We start from the raw sequence: 13,855 nt of genomic DNA, 5'->3' as shown, positions 1-13,855 counted from the left end.
CCCATCCTGGCGCATCGGGAGCTTTAATGAAGACGATTCAATTCCGTGAAGAACCAGCATTACCTGCCATTGGGCAAGGAACGTGGTACATGGGGGAGAATGCAGCGCTGCGTCGTCAGGAAGTCTCGGCATTACAGGCTGGATTGGATTTGGGCTTACAACTAATTGATACCGCGGAAATGTATGCAGAAGGCGGCGCGGAAGAGGTGGTGGGTGAAGCGTTACGCGGACGCCGCCATCAGGCCTGGCTGGTGTCAAAAGTCTATCCGTGGAATGCCGGCGAAGTGGATGCCATAGAGGCCTGCGAGCGCAGCTTAAAGCGCTTAGAGACCGATTACCTTGATCTCTATCTGCTGCATTGGCGCGGTAATGTGCCACTGGAGGAGACGATTCATGCCATGGAAACCTTGCAACAGCAGGGAAAAATACGGCATTGGGGCGTATCCAATTTCGATACTGACGATCTGCAAGAACTGTGGAGCGAGCCGGGCGGTGAAAACTGCTCGACTAATCAGGTGCTGTATCACCTGGCATCACGAGGAATCGAATACGATTTATTAGCGGCATGCCAGCAACGTGATATGACGATCATGGCGTATTGCCCTCTGGCGCAGGCGGGACGCTTGCGTCAGTCACTGTTTGAAGATCCCCATTTGCACCAAATTGCACAACATAAGGGCATCAGCGTGGCGCAATTGCTGCTCGCGTGGGCGATTCGTCGGCCAGGCGTGATCGCCATTCCCAAGGCCAGCAGCCAACAACACGTGGCGGAAAATGCGGCTGCGTTAGACCTGCATTTGAGTGTTGAGGAGTTGGCGATCATTGACCGGGCGTTTCCAGCACCGCAACATAAAACGGGCTTAGACGTGGTATAGCGGCGCATCTGCGCCGCAAACCTACTTATGGCGCACGCGCAGGGTGGTACCGAGGCGAGCAGGGGATTCACCGGCACTTTTCATCGGCTTGTTGATGCGAGCCGTTTCTACGCAGACCATGGTTTTGTAACCCTCATTAGGCATATCCGCCATGCTACACGACAATTCCGGCCCTGGGTTCCATGTGACAACGTCACTTTGATAGTGGTGGTACACTTCAATCTGACGTTTACCCGCGATGTCATGAATCACACTGCAATCCTCGGCAGCCGTGTGAATCCGATCGACGCGATCAGGGTAGGTTTGCTTGCCATCAGCCGAACTGCCCACCGTGTTAGCATTCACCTTGTCGATATAGCTATTTCCTAAGCCACTCACTTCAACCTGAGCAATATCGGCGATTTGGAAGTAGGTGTGCAAGGCTGCGGTGGCTTCATAATCGCCCCAGGCTTCCAACTCGATTTCACAATGCTCGGCGATACGGAAACGGGCCAGCAGGGTGAAATCATGCGGCCACAGTTTCTTCGTTTGTGCGTTGCTTTCCAGTGTGAACGTCAGCATCACGGCATCTTCGTTCTCATCGTGTGCAGTCAGTGTCCAGGGCTGATTACGGGCAAATCCGTGCGCCGGTTCACCTGCAGGGCCAAACCATGGCCAGCAAATGGGCACACCACCGCGAATCGCTTTGCCTGTGGCAAACGGCGTCTTCTCGCTCAACCAAATCACCGGTTGCTGACCGCTGGGCTGCCATGAGAGCAGATGCGCGCCTTGCAGCGCAATCGCCGCACGAACCTTGGGATGACTCACGACGACGATGGGCAAATCGCCCATCTGGCGTTGTGACAGATATGGGGTGATCTGATTCACCACCGGCAAATTATAAAGCGTGTCTTGCATCGTCAGACCTTCTCTTCTTCCAAATGAAAAAAAAGGGGCGACCGAAGTCACCCCTTGTCTGGTTCGCCAGTTGCTTACTTAGCAGCAACCAGTGCAATCAGATCCAGAACTTTGTGTGAGTAGCCAGTTTCGTTGTCGTACCATGAAACCAGTTTCACGAAGTTGTCGTTCAGTGCGATACCGGCTTTAGCATCGAATACTGAAGTCAGGGTTTCGCCGTTGAAGTCGGTAGATACGACGTCGTCTTCGATGTAACCCAGAACGCCTTTCATCTTGCCTTCAGATTCAGCTTTGATTACGGCACAGATTTCTTTGTAAGTTGCTGGTTTTTCCAGACGTACAGTCAGGTCAACAACAGACACGTTCGGGGTAGGAACGCGGAACGCCATACCAGTCAGTTTACCGTTCAGCTCTGGCAGAACCACGCCGACTGCTTTTGCAGCACCGGTAGAAGATGGGATGATGTTCTGAGCTGCGCCACGGCCGCCGCGCCAGTCTTTGTGAGACGGGCCATCAACGGTTTTCTGGGTTGCAGTGGTGGCGTGAACGGTGGTCATCAGGCCTTCAACGATACCGAAGTGATCGTTGATCACTTTAGCCAGTGGCGCCAGGCAGTTGGTGGTGCAAGAGGCGTTAGAAACGATGTCCTGTCCCTGGTATTTGTCGAAGTTTGCACCACGAACAAACATTGGGGTCGCATCTTTAGAAGGACCGGTCAGAACCACTTTCTTCGCACCAGCCTGAATGTGTTTGCGTGCGGTTTCGTCGGTCAGGAAGATACCGGTTGCTTCAGCAACAACGTCAACGCCCACTTCATCCCATTTCAGGTTAGCCGGGTCTTTCTCAGCAGTAACACGGATTTTTTTGCCGTTAACAATCAGCGCGCCGTCTTTAACTTCTACGGTACCGTCGAAACGACCGTGCGTAGAGTCATACTTCAGCATGTAAGCCATGTAATCCGCGTCGAGCAGGTCGTTGATTGCAACGATTTCGATGTCAGAACGCTGCTGTGCAGCACGGAAAACGATGCGACCGATACGGCCAAAACCGTTGATACCTACTTTGATAGTCATATATTCCACCAGCTATTTGTTAGTGAATAAAAGGTTGGCTGTAAAATTACAAAAACCTTACCAGGCGTCAAGCGGAATCGTGTCAATTGTTGCGACAGGTCAATTCCAACGCCAGGAATAATTGGTTGCGCAATCGCTTACGCAGCACCCTTATTGCGCGCCTATGTTACGCCGAATGGCGGCCGAAAAGGGATGACTTTTGCAAAGAGTGATCGATGTCACAATTTTGCGCTATGAGAGTCGTGGCGAACGGGTTCGCACGAAAAAAGACCATGAAGATGTTGTTCGTTTGTTAGAATACTAGTCGATTTTTACAGAATGACACTCCGGAACTCAAAATGGCTAAAGACACCGCACCCGAGGCAAAAATCGCGCAGCTTTCTGAGATGCAGCGCTATGTCACACAGCATCGCGGCACGGAACCTCCTTTCAGTGGCGCACTACTGCACAACAAGCAGGAAGGCATTTACCACTGTTTAGTGTGCAATTCACCGCTGTTCCTCTCCGACTCTAAATATGATTCAGGCTGCGGCTGGCCGAGCTTTTACCAGCCTTACAGCGACGAAGCGATTCGTTACCTGGAAGATGATTCCCACGGCATGCACCGCGTGGAAATTCGCTGTGGCAATTGCGATGCGCATCTCGGCCACGTGTTCCCGGATGGCCCGCAGCCTACCGGTGAGCGCTACTGCGTTAACTCTGCCTCATTGAGCTTTACCGATGAGCACGGCAAGCAACAAGAGGGCTGAGCATGAAGCAAGAATTGGAAGCCATGCTGGCGGCAATGACGCCGGAAGTCTACGAGCGTCTCGCCACCGCAGTGGAAACCGGTAAATGGCCGGACGGTGTCGCGCTGACGCAGGAGCAGCGCGATAATTGCCTGCAGCTGGTGATGCTGTGGCAGGCGCGTCACAACGACGACCCACAGCATATGACCATTGGCAAAGGGGGCGAGATGGTGATGAAGTCGAAAAAGCAGCTTAAGGAAGAGTTTGGTATCGAGCCGGACATCACGCGCATTAACCTGCACTAGAACGCAAAAGGGCTGGTTTTCACCAGCCCTCATTTTCAGATTATTACCGCACCCTGAGCTTGCATCTGTTCGATGGCAATATCGCTGTCATCAGGATTCAGGTTGACGCCGCGGCACCCCTCTTTCACCACTTCAACGTTGTAGCCCAGCTCCAGCGCATCCAGCACGCTGTATTTGACGCAATAGTCGGTAGCGAGCCCCAGCATCACCAGGTCGCTGATGTCGCGTTCACGCAGCCAACTGTCCAGCTCCGTTTTGCGGCGATGGCCGTTATCGAAGAAAGCACTGTAGCTATCCACATCAGCATCGCCCCCCTTATGGAACACCGCATCAATCAGTGTGCGGTCCAGCTCTGGATGGAAATCCGCCCCCACTGAGTTCTCGACTCCGTGATCGGGCCACCAAATCTGCGCCAAACCGTTCAATTCACCCAGAGTATACACCGGTTCGCCAGAGACGGAGGCGAAGCTGCCATGATCTGCCGGATGCCAGTCTTGCAATGCCACTACACATTCTCCCCGATCGCGGAACTCGCGTGCGTAGCGATTAGCAACGGCAACCGTTTGGTCGCCTTCGCGCACCGCCATTGGGCCGCCGGGGCAAAAATCGTTCTGAATATCGATGATTATCAATGCCCGCTTCATTACATCTCGCTCCGTATCAGTCGTCGGTCAGTTCGCCGCGTAAATTCTGTTGCATTCTGGCACGAATTTCCGGGTTGGTGAGGTTTTGGCTCAACAAAAAGTGCAGTTTTGTTAATGTTGCCTCAACGGTAAGGTCAAAACCGCTGATCACCCCCGCATGCTCCAGCGCATTACCGGTGGCATAGCCCCCCATGTTCACTTTGCCGGACATGCATTGCGTCAGATTCACCACCACAATCCCACGTTCGCTGGCCTGCTGCAGTTCAGCCAGGAATTCTGCATTTTGCGGCGCGTTGCCGACACCATAAGAGCGCAGAATCAGTGCTTTCACCGGCTGGCGCAAGAAGTTACGCACCACATCGGCAGAGATCCCGGGGTAAATGGTCACCACGCCAATCGGTTGTGGGGTAATCGGATGCACAATCAACTCGCCACTGCCCTGCGGTGCCGGCGGCGTATTGAGTTTACGAATGTGAATACCGGCTTCCAGCAAAGGAGCGAGATTCGGTGAAGCGAAGGCGTTGAAGCCGTCGGCATGTGCTTTGGTGGTGCGATTGCCACGAAACAGTGTGTTGTTAAAGAACAACGCCACTTCATTAATGGGATAGTTCGCCGCAACATACAACGAATTGAGGAGGTTCTGCTGACCATCTGAGCGCAATTCTGCCAAAGGAATTTGCGAGCCGGTTACGATGACGGGCTTCGCGAGGTTTTCCAGCATGAATGACAGCGCCGAGGCGGTAAACGCCATGGTGTCGGTGCCGTGCAGAATCACAAAGCCATCATAGCTGTCGTAATTCTGTTTAATGTCATCAGCAATCGATTGCCAATCCAATGGCGTCATATCTGACGAATCCATCAGAGGCTGATATTCGTGGATGGTGAAATTCGGCATCTCAGGCCGATGGAACTCTGGCATGTTGGCCAGTTGCTGCTGCAGATGGCCGGAAACCGGAATGTAGCCGTGCGCGGAGCGCTGCATACCGATGGTACCGCCCGTGTAGGCTACATAGATATTTTTCTTTTGCATGGAAGAACTCAGACTTGCCGTAAAACGCGCAGTATAAGGGGATTAACAGCGAAAAGCAGCCCGACCAGCGGCCGGGCTGTAAAGATTAGCGTACGTTGCCGCAGTTCAGGCAGAAGGCGTAGCGATTTTGCGGATCATTGAGATTGTTCATCAGGCCAGGCTGATCTTTCACTGCACTCATTACGTCCAGCATCGGCGCGGGCAGCCACACTTTCAGTGCTGCTGGCAGCATCGCTTGTGCCGAGGCATTCATCTGATTTAACAGCAGGTCAATCATGCCGGGGTCGTCCTGATACCAGCTAAGCTGCGGCCTGGCGACTTTTGCCAACTCAGCCGCTTTCGCCACGGCATCGTCAAAATCACCCAACGCATCCACCAGGCCATTGGCTTTCGCATCGCTGCCGGTCCAGACATGACCCTGGGCGATATCATTGATCTGTTCTGGCGTTTTATGACGTGACTTCGCCACCAGTCCGACAAAGTTGCGATAGCCGTTTTCGATGGTCAGCTGCATCAATTGCTGCACTTCCGTCGGCAGGGCTTTGGTGGTGGCAACGTCAGCCAGCGGAGAAGTGGCCACGCCATCCGTGTGTACCCCAATACTGTTCAGGCTATTTTCAACCGTGTTAATCACGCCGAAAATGCCGATTGAACCGGTCAGGGTGCTGGGGGCGGCCACAATGTAGTCTGCTGGCGTCGAGATCCAGTAGCCACCTGAAGCCGCCATGCCGCCCATTGAGACCACCACTGGCTTGCCAGCATCATGGGCTGCGGCTAACTCTTCACGAATCGCTTCCGATGCCGACACGCTGCCACCTGGGCTGTTGACGCGCAGTACAATCGCTTTAATTTTCGGATCGAGACGCGCATCGCGAATCTGCGAAGCGGTGGTATCGCCACCCACGTTTCCGGCGGTTTCCTCACCGTCCATAATCGCACCGCTGGCGAAGATCACCGCAATATTGCCATCCTGGTCCTGCTGAGGCTGCTTCACGGTGTAATCGTAAATGCTGACGTTGCGATAATCGTTATTGGCTTTATCCCAGCCAAAGGTTTTCACCAGTTCCTGATCCGCAGCCGCACGGCTATCCAGCACATCAACCAATTTACTGTTCAGCGCATATTTTGCGGTATCGCCGTCAACAGCCTGCAATCCGCTGATGACGCCGGCTGCTCCTGGGAACAGTTGATCCGGCGTAATCTGGCGATTGGCGGAAACGGTGTTCAGGTAGTTCTGCCACAGCTGGCCGATCCAGCGACCATCCGCATCACGGGCTTCCGGAGACATATCGTCACGCAGGAAAGGCTCGACGGCAGATTTGTAGGTGCCCACACGGAACACATGAGAATTGACTTTGAGCTTCTCTAACAGGGATTTGTAATACAACCCATTGGTCGCAAAGCCATGCAGATCAACGGTGCCCTGCGGTGACAGATAAATTTTGGTGGCATAGCTGGCGATGTAGTATTGCGCCTGGCTATAGCTATCACCAATGGCGTATATCGGTTTGCCCGCATCACGGAACTCACGCAGCGATTTGCCCAGATATTGTAATGAGGGTTGATCGCCGCCCGCAAAATCACGCAAATCAAGCACAATCCCGGTGATGTTTTTGTCAGTTTTCGCCTGACGAACCGCATCCACCACGTCGAATAATGAATTCTCTTGCAGGCGATCGCTGCTCGCGCCCAGCAACTCACGACTGATGCGACTCAGGCGATTGCTGACGGAGGGTTTATCCACCAATACACCGCTTAAATCCACTTTGAGTGCACCCTGTTGCACCGGTTCGCTGCTGTTGGCGCTGGAAAGCTGTAACCAGATACCGACACCGGCGAGGATTAGGACGATGAGGAATAAATTAAGAATGAATTCCCGAATAAAATTCAACACCCGCCAGCTCCAGCGGAACAGGCCAGCAATAATTCGCCACAATGTGCGCATAAACTCTCCATATTCACGTAACAGGGCAGTCGCCACGCGGTCTGCCCCGATGTCGGGTTCATCCTAAAGAGCAGCGTGCGAAATGTCAGCAGGAAATCGCGCCAGACTGTTACAAAAGATCTTGCTGTGCCAGGATTAGCCCACGCTTTTTATTCACGGGAGAATAATGATGGATGCACTGGATTTATTAATTAACCGCCGTTCGGCATCGCGTCTGGCAGAACCGGCACCCGCGGGCGAAGTCTTGCAGAACATTTTGCACGCAGGCTTACGTGCACCGGATCATGGTACGTTGCAGCCGTGGCGCTTTATCATTGTAGAGAATGAAGGGCGTGAGCGTTTTGGTAAATTGCTTGAACAAGCGGCGCGTGACAGCGACCTCGATGAAAAGGCGATTGAAAAATCGGCCACCGCACCGTTTCGAGCGCCGATGATTATCACTGTGGTGGCGCACTGTGAAGAGCATGCCAAAGTCCCGCATTGGGAACAGTTGGTTTCAGCCGGTTGTGCCGTGATGGCGATGCAAATGGCCGCGGTGGCACAAGGCTTTAACGGTATCTGGCGTAGCGGCCCATGGACTGACCATCCTTCGGTACGCGAAGCCTTTGGTTGCCGCGAGCAGGATGCGATTGTCGGATTCCTCTATCTCGGTACGCCGCAGCTTAAAGCCAATACCACGGTGGTTGCACCGGACACCGCGCAATTTGTCAGTTATTTCTGACAGACATCGGCGGGTTTCTTCGGCAGGGTGAGCCGTGTTGCAAAGATTGCACACCGCGTGTGCGAAAGATCGAGCTTAAACCGCGCAACACTTACCACCGGCTGACAGCCAGGCTAACATACAGCCTTCTGTTCAGCGCATAAGGAACCCGCCATGAGTGAACCTCTTCGTCTGACGCAATACAGCCATGGAGCTGGCTGCGGCTGCAAAATTTCGCCGCAGGTACTGGAAACCATTCTTCATAGTGAGCTGACCCCTTTTCATGACCCTCAGTTGCTGGTGGGCAACGAAACACGTGACGATGCTGCCGTTTATGATCTCGGCAACGGCACGGCGGTGGTCAGCACCACTGACTTTTTTATGCCGATTGTCGATGATCCCCATACCTTTGGCCGTATCGCCGCCACCAATGCCATCAGTGATATTTATGCTATGGGCGGCAAACCGATCATGGCGATTGCCATCCTGGGTTGGCCAGTCAACGTGCTGAGCCCGGAAGTGGCTCAGCAGGTCATTGAAGGCGGGCGTGCGGCGTGTCAGGCTGCTGGCATTGCTCTGGCGGGTGGGCATTCGATCGATGCGCCGGAGCCGATTTTTGGCCTGGCCGTCACGGGAATTGTTGATGTGGCGCGGGTGAAAAAGAACAGCGCCGCGCAGGTGGGGAGCCAGCTGTTTCTCACTAAGCCACTGGGGATCGGCATCCTGACCACCGCCGAGAAAAAAGGCCTTCTGCTGCCAGAACACCAATCCTTAGCGGCGGAGGTGATGTGTCAGTTGAATAAAGCCGGTGCCGAATTCGCCAAACTGGATGGCGTTAGCGCCATGACCGATGTCACCGGTTTTGGCTTGCTCGGACATTTGAGTGAGATTTGCCAGGGGTCAGGTTTGCGTGCGCAAGTCCACGCCACGCAAGTTCCGCGCTTACCGGGTGTCGATGAGTATATTGCTAAAGGTGCCGTGCCCGGGGGTACTCAGCGCAATTTTGCCAGCTATGGCGCCCTTATTTCCGCGATGGACGATGCGACTCGCGCGTTACTGTGCGATCCGCAAACCTCGGGTGGTTTACTGGTGGCGGTGCAACCCAGCGAGGTCGAAGCCTTCCAGCGCTGCGCTACATTGGCCGGCGTGCAGGCGACAGCGATAGGTGAACTCTTCGCAGCCGATCCTTCCTGCCCATTAATTACCGTCGTGAATTGACGTAGAAGGAACGACGCCAGACATGCGTTTGTTTATTGCTGAAAAACCCAGCCTGGCGCGTGCCATTGCTGATGTACTGCCGAAACCGCATCGACGCGGTGACGGTTTTATTGCCTGTGGCAACGATCAGATGGTCACCTGGTGTGTCGGGCATTTGTTGGAACAGGCGCAGCCGGACAGCTATGACAGCCGCTATGCGCGCTGGAATCTTGCCGACCTGCCGATCATTCCGGAAAAGTGGCGTTTACAGCCACGCCCGTCGGTGGCGAAGCAACTCAAAGTGATTGAGGGTTTGTTGCAACAGGCGAGTGAAGTGGTGCACGCCGGTGACCCGGATCGTGAAGGTCAGCTGTTGGTGGATGAAGTGCTGGACTACCTGCAACTCGCGCCGGAAAAGCGGCAGAAAGTGCAGCGCTGTCTGATCAACGATCTCAACCCCTCCGCCGTGGAGCGAGCAGTAAGCCGTTTACGTGAGAATCGCGAGTTTATCCCGCTGTGCGTCTCCGCATTGGCCCGCGCCCGCGCAGATTGGCTCTACGGCATCAATATGACCCGTGCCTGGACGCTGTTAGGCCGCAATGCCGGTTATGATGGCGTGCTGTCGGTCGGTCGCGTACAAACGCCGGTGCTCGGCCTGGTGGTGCGTCGCGATGAAGAGATCGAAAACTTCATCCCGAAAGATTACTTCGAAGTGAAAGCGCACATCGTGACGCCGAAGGATGAGCGTTTTGTTGCCAGTTGGATACCCAGCGACGCCTGCGAACCCTGGCAGGATGAGGAAGGTCGCCTGTTACATCGATCGCTGGCCGATCACGTCTTAGAGCGCATCAACGGCAAGCCGGCGATAGTGACGGGCTATAACGACAAACGGGAATCTGACACCGCGCCATTGCCGTTTTCGCTCTCCAGCCTGCAGATCGAGGCGGCAAAGCGTTTCGGCCTGAGTGCGCAAAACGTCCTGGACTGCTGCCAGCGTCTGTATGAAACCCATAAGTTGATTACCTATCCGCGTTCTGACAGCCGTTATTTGCCGGATGAACATTTTGCCGGACGGCATGCGGTGCTGAATGCGATTCAGGCACACCAGCCCAATTTGACACCGCCCACGGATTTTAATCCTGAACAGAAGAACCGCTGCTGGGATGATAAGAAGGTGGATGCTCACCACGCCATTATCCCTACCGCCCGCGCCAGCAAAGTGAACCTGACGGAAAATGAAGCCAATATTTACGGCCTGGTGGCGCGTCAGTATCTGATGCAATTCTGCCCTGATGCGGTGTTCCGTAAATGCGTTATCGATCTCGAGATTGGCGGCGGCAAGTTTGTTGCCAAAGCGCGCTTTCTGGCAGAAGCGGGGTGGCGTGCCTTACTGGGGAGCAAAGAGCGCGATGAAGAGAACGATGGCACGCCTTTACCGGTGGTCGCGAAAGGGGATGAGCTGCTGTGCGAGCGCGGTGAAGTGCTTGCCAAGCAGACACAGCCGCCGCGCCCGTTCACCGATGCTACGCTGTTATCCGCCATGACCGGCATCGCGCGTTTTGTTCAGGATAAAGAATTAAAGAAAGTGCTGCGTGCGACCGATGGTTTAGGAACGGAAGCGACGCGTGCCGGCATTATTGAATTATTGTTCCGCCGGACATTCCTCGTGAAGAAAGGCCGCTATATTCATTCTACGGACGCGGGCAGGGCGCTGATACATGCGTTACCTGAAATGGCGGCCCGGCCAGATATGACGGCTCAATGGGAATCGACATTAACACGCATCAGTGAAAAGGCCTGCCGCTACGATGAGTTTATGCAGCCGCTGGTTGCCACGCTGATCGGGTTAATTGGCGAAGCGCGTCAGCGACCCTCGTTGCAATCATTTAGAGGCATTGCCGCACCGGCCGCTAAACGTAAAGCAAAACCGAAATCGACCCGGCGTAAAACCAAGGAGACAGAGTGATGCGTTATATTCTATTAGCGCTCAGCGGGCTGCTGTTGTGCATGAATTCGGCGCAGGCGAACCGCCAGCCGGAAAACAATCGCATGGGCAATACGGATGTGGTGGTTGATATGCCACCGGAAGTCTGGACACAGGGACAGAATAATCAGCAGAGTAACTGTCTGCAGTGCTGCACTTATGAGAATCGCAGTTATTCTGAAGGGGCGGTCGTGAAAGCGGAAGGCGTGCTGCTGCAGTGCGGGCGTGATGAGAAAGTGATGGGCACTAACCCGCTTATCTGGAAAATCATCAAGTAAAGGTGCGTGGCGTTCTCACGCCACGCAGTTGACTTATTTTTCCAGATTGAACGTTGACCAGACCGGTGCATGATCAGAGGGTTTTTCCATGCTGCGGATCTCGTAGTCGATGCCGCTCTCGATGCAACGTGCGGCCAGCGGTTGGCTGGCCAGCAACAGGTCGATACGCAGACCACGGTTATCATCAAAACCTTTTGAACGGTAGTCGAACCAGGAGAAACGGTCAGCCGTTTCCGGGTATTTCGCGCGCCAGGTATCAACCAGACCCCAATGCAACAGGCGATCCATCCACTCACGCTCTTCTGGCAGGAATGAGCATTTACCGGTGCGCAGCCAGCGCTTACGGTTATCTTCGCCAATTCCGATATCAAAATCGGTACTGCTGATATTCATGTCACCCATGATCAGCACCGGCTTATCAACCGCCAACTGCTGTTCCAGATAATCCTGTAAATCACGGTAGAACTTCTCTTTCGCCGGGAATTTGGTTGGATGGTCACGGCTTTCACCCTGCGGGAAGTAACCGTTAATCACGGTGATGTCGCCAATCGGGCTGGGGATTTCCGCCATGATCAGGCGGCGTTGTGAATCTTCATCATCACCGGGAAAACCACGACGTACCGAAACGGGCTGAGCCTTGGTCAGCAGCGCGACGCCGTAGTGGCCTTTTTGACCATGATAAAAAACGTTGTAACCCAGTTTGCTGACGTCTTCGAGCGGGAACATGTCATCGTGAACTTTGGTTTCCTGCAGGCCAATCACATCCGGCTGATGCTGCTCGACGAGGGCTTCAAGTTGATGGGGGCGTGCGCGCAAGCCGTTGATGTTGAAAGAGATGAATTTCATTTCGCTGCCATTTTTATCCGCAAAAGTATGTCTGGATGGTAGCGAGTTTTCGTTAAAAAGTCATGGATTGAATCGGGAAGAAACGACGATGAGAGCAAGAGGGAAAACGATGGTGGCGGGAGAAGGATTCGAACCTTCGAAGTCGATGACGGCAGATTTACAGTCTGCTCCCTTTGGCCGCTCGGGAATCCCGCCAGGGATATAAAGCTCTTAACGATTCAGGCGGGGGGGATTATTCAGATGGTGGCGGGAGAAGGATTCGAACCTTCGAAGTCGATGACGGCAGATTTACAGTCTGCTCCCTTTGGCCGCTCGGGAATCCCGCCACTGGCCTGAATAATGTGCCTGAAAGCGGGGCGCATCATACCAAATGCGCTCTGACTGTAAAGCGCTGAAAACAAAAATATGAATCGTTTGTCCACTTTTCATCCGTGGCGCTGAAGAGTTGCACAATTCAGCGCCAGGAAGCTTACAGAATGATGGTGCGGTTACCGTAAACGAACACGCGCTGGCCAAGCACTTTATACAGCGCACGGCTCAGGACATTCTTCTCGACATCACGCCCGGCACGCATCATCTCTTCTGCGGTGTAGCTATGGTCGACGTTGATCACGTCCTGCATGATGATTGGACCTTCATCCAGGTTGTCATTCACGTAGTGCGCGGTGGCACCGATAATTTTAACGCCACGCTCGTAAGCCTGATGGTAAGGGCGCGCGCCGATAAAGGCAGGCAGGAACGAGTGGTGAATATTGATGATTTGATTAGGGTAACGCTGCACGAAGGCCGGTGTCAGCACGCGCATGTATTTTGCCAGAACCACGTAATCCGGCTGGTAACGATCAATTTCGTCGCCCATGCGATTGTCATGCTCTTCGCGCGCCAGGCCTTCATGGCTGACCAGCACAAACGGAATATCGAAACGTTCAACCAGCGAGCGCAGTGTTTCATGGTTACCGATGACGGCAGCAATCTCCATATCGAGACCACCAAACGCGCATTTCATCAGTAAATCGCCCAGGCAGTGCGCCTCTTTAGTCACCAAAATCACCACGCGACGACGGCCGGCACTCTGCAATTCACGGACCGAACCGACTGGCAATGCGCTGTCGAGATCGGCCAGCAGGGTATTGTCGTTGAAAATCCCCTCCAGCTCTGTGCGCATGAAAAAGCGCCCGGTACGGTGATCGACAAACTCGTTGTTTTGCACGATGTTGAGTTCATGCTTGTAGCAAATATTGGTGATCTTGGCGATCAGACCTTTCGCGTCTGGGCAAATGGTCCGTAAAACTTTTCGTTGCGTGTTTTGCGCTTGCATCTCGATCAGAGTCCTGTCAAAGCGATGAATGGTAA

Annotated in this window: 14 protein-coding genes and 2 tRNA genes; 7 read left to right on the top strand and 9 right to left on the bottom strand. The window is 54.0% G+C overall.

Annotated elements, in window-relative coordinates; translation table 11 throughout:
• Positions 1–26 precede the first annotated feature (26 nt).
• The gene (locus VH86_RS05395; RefSeq protein ID WP_045832174.1) at positions 27–875 is read left to right on the top strand and encodes an aldo/keto reductase; all 849 of its coding nucleotides are present in this window, start codon (positions 27–29) and stop codon (positions 873–875) included.
• A gap of 21 nt (positions 876–896) precedes the next feature.
• On the opposite strand, the gene VH86_RS05390 is transcribed toward VH86_RS05395, so the two are convergent.
• Both VH86_RS05390 and gapA read right to left on the bottom strand, forming a co-directional pair.
• A complete protein-coding gene (locus VH86_RS05390; protein WP_045832173.1) occupies positions 897–1,772 on the bottom strand; it encodes a D-hexose-6-phosphate mutarotase in 876 nt (291 codons plus the stop codon).
• Between the two features lie 74 nt (positions 1,773–1,846).
• Positions 1,847–2,845, bottom strand: a complete 999-nt coding sequence (gapA, locus tag VH86_RS05385; protein WP_039335472.1) for a glyceraldehyde-3-phosphate dehydrogenase — start codon at positions 2,843–2,845, stop codon at positions 1,847–1,849.
• A gap of 338 nt (positions 2,846–3,183) precedes the next feature.
• Here gapA and msrB point away from each other — a divergent pair, with 338 nt between their 5' ends.
• Both msrB and VH86_RS05375 read left to right on the top strand, forming a co-directional pair.
• On the top strand, positions 3,184–3,594 hold the full coding sequence (gene msrB / locus VH86_RS05380; protein ID WP_045832172.1) for a peptide-methionine (R)-S-oxide reductase MsrB: 411 nt from the start codon (positions 3,184–3,186) through the stop codon (positions 3,592–3,594).
• Between the two features lie 2 nt (positions 3,595–3,596).
• Positions 3,597–3,878, top strand: coding sequence for a YeaC family protein (locus tag VH86_RS05375; protein WP_045816085.1), 282 nt, complete (start codon positions 3,597–3,599; stop codon positions 3,876–3,878).
• Between the two features lie 35 nt (positions 3,879–3,913).
• Here VH86_RS05375 and pncA read toward each other — a convergent pair whose 3' ends face one another.
• The 3 genes from pncA to sppA all read right to left on the bottom strand — a co-directional run bounded on the left by pncA (position 3,914) and on the right by sppA (position 7,497).
• Positions 3,914–4,522, bottom strand: a complete 609-nt coding sequence (pncA, locus tag VH86_RS05370) for a bifunctional nicotinamidase/pyrazinamidase (protein WP_034828795.1) — start codon at positions 4,520–4,522, stop codon at positions 3,914–3,916.
• Between the two features lie 16 nt (positions 4,523–4,538).
• A complete protein-coding gene (ansA, locus tag VH86_RS05365) occupies positions 4,539–5,552 on the bottom strand; it encodes an asparaginase (RefSeq protein WP_045832171.1) in 1,014 nt (337 codons plus the stop codon).
• An 85-nt stretch (positions 5,553–5,637) separates the two neighbouring features.
• Entirely contained in the window at positions 5,638–7,497 is a 1,860-nt protein-coding gene (gene sppA / locus VH86_RS05360; protein WP_045832170.1) for a signal peptide peptidase SppA, read from the bottom strand.
• Positions 7,498–7,666: 169 nt separating this feature from the next.
• Between sppA and VH86_RS05355 the strand changes: the two genes are divergently transcribed.
• The 4 genes from VH86_RS05355 (at position 7,667) to VH86_RS05340 (ending at position 11,656) form a co-directional block, all read left to right on the top strand.
• Positions 7,667–8,218: an NAD(P)H nitroreductase gene (locus VH86_RS05355; RefSeq protein ID WP_045832169.1), complete on the top strand. Its 552-nt coding sequence runs from the start codon at positions 7,667–7,669 to the stop codon at positions 8,216–8,218.
• 153 nt (positions 8,219–8,371) lie between these two features.
• On the top strand, positions 8,372–9,415 hold the full coding sequence (gene selD / locus VH86_RS05350) for a selenide, water dikinase SelD (protein WP_045832168.1): 1,044 nt from the start codon (positions 8,372–8,374) through the stop codon (positions 9,413–9,415).
• A 22-nt stretch (positions 9,416–9,437) separates the two neighbouring features.
• On the top strand, positions 9,438–11,360 hold the full coding sequence (locus VH86_RS05345; RefSeq protein ID WP_045832167.1) for a DNA topoisomerase III: 1,923 nt from the start codon (positions 9,438–9,440) through the stop codon (positions 11,358–11,360).
• 41 nt (positions 11,361–11,401) lie between these two features.
• The gene (locus VH86_RS05340; protein WP_369800309.1) at positions 11,402–11,656 is read left to right on the top strand and encodes a YnjH family protein; all 255 of its coding nucleotides are present in this window, start codon (positions 11,402–11,404) and stop codon (positions 11,654–11,656) included.
• A 33-nt stretch (positions 11,657–11,689) separates the two neighbouring features.
• On the opposite strand, the gene xthA is transcribed toward VH86_RS05340, so the two are convergent.
• The 4 genes from xthA to purU all read right to left on the bottom strand — a co-directional run bounded on the left by xthA (position 11,690) and on the right by purU (position 13,820).
• A complete protein-coding gene (gene xthA, locus VH86_RS05335; protein ID WP_045832165.1) occupies positions 11,690–12,502 on the bottom strand; it encodes an exodeoxyribonuclease III in 813 nt (270 codons plus the stop codon).
• A gap of 110 nt (positions 12,503–12,612) precedes the next feature.
• Positions 12,613–12,697: transfer RNA gene (locus VH86_RS05330), tRNA-Tyr, on the bottom strand.
• Between the two features lie 46 nt (positions 12,698–12,743).
• Positions 12,744–12,828, bottom strand: a tRNA-Tyr gene (locus tag VH86_RS05325).
• 143 nt (positions 12,829–12,971) lie between these two features.
• A complete protein-coding gene (gene purU, locus VH86_RS05320; RefSeq protein WP_045832164.1) occupies positions 12,972–13,820 on the bottom strand; it encodes a formyltetrahydrofolate deformylase in 849 nt (282 codons plus the stop codon).
• Positions 13,821–13,855 lie beyond the last annotated feature (35 nt).

It is taken from the genome of Pantoea sp. BL1 (genome assembly GCF_000963985.1).
In the GTDB taxonomy this organism is placed as follows: Bacteria; Pseudomonadota; Gammaproteobacteria; order Enterobacterales; family Enterobacteriaceae; genus Pantoea; species Pantoea rwandensis_B.
Note: the sequence above shows the minus strand (reverse complement) of the source record. Positions and strands in the feature narration are given on the sequence as shown.

Bases quoted from the DNA above. Each gene is read 5' to 3' on its own strand.
- VH86_RS05390 (WP_045832173.1), bottom strand. From the start codon at position 1,772: ATGCAAGACACGCTTTATAATTTGCCGGTGGTGAATCAGATCACCCCA.
- VH86_RS05345 (WP_045832167.1), top strand. From the start codon at position 9,438: ATGCGTTTGTTTATTGCTGAAAAACCCAGCCTGGCGCGTGCCATTGCT.
- VH86_RS05375 (WP_045816085.1), top strand. From the start codon at position 3,597: ATGAAGCAAGAATTGGAAGCCATGCTGGCGGCAATGACGCCGGAAGTC.
- xthA (WP_045832165.1), bottom strand. From the start codon at position 12,502: ATGAAATTCATCTCTTTCAACATCAACGGCTTGCGCGCACGCCCCCAT.
- gapA (WP_039335472.1), bottom strand. From the start codon at position 2,845: ATGACTATCAAAGTAGGTATCAACGGTTTTGGCCGTATCGGTCGCATC.
- VH86_RS05395 (WP_045832174.1), top strand. From the start codon at position 27: ATGAAGACGATTCAATTCCGTGAAGAACCAGCATTACCTGCCATTGGG.
- msrB (WP_045832172.1), top strand. From the start codon at position 3,184: ATGGCTAAAGACACCGCACCCGAGGCAAAAATCGCGCAGCTTTCTGAG.
- purU (WP_045832164.1), bottom strand. From the start codon at position 13,820: ATGCAAGCGCAAAACACGCAACGAAAAGTTTTACGGACCATTTGCCCA.
- selD (WP_045832168.1), top strand. From the start codon at position 8,372: ATGAGTGAACCTCTTCGTCTGACGCAATACAGCCATGGAGCTGGCTGC.
- VH86_RS05355 (WP_045832169.1), top strand. From the start codon at position 7,667: ATGGATGCACTGGATTTATTAATTAACCGCCGTTCGGCATCGCGTCTG.
- pncA (WP_034828795.1), bottom strand. From the start codon at position 4,522: ATGAAGCGGGCATTGATAATCATCGATATTCAGAACGATTTTTGCCCC.
- ansA (WP_045832171.1), bottom strand. From the start codon at position 5,552: ATGCAAAAGAAAAATATCTATGTAGCCTACACGGGCGGTACCATCGGT.
- sppA (WP_045832170.1), bottom strand. From the start codon at position 7,497: ATGCGCACATTGTGGCGAATTATTGCTGGCCTGTTCCGCTGGAGCTGG.
- VH86_RS05340 (WP_369800309.1), top strand. From the start codon at position 11,402: ATGAATTCGGCGCAGGCGAACCGCCAGCCGGAAAACAATCGCATGGGC.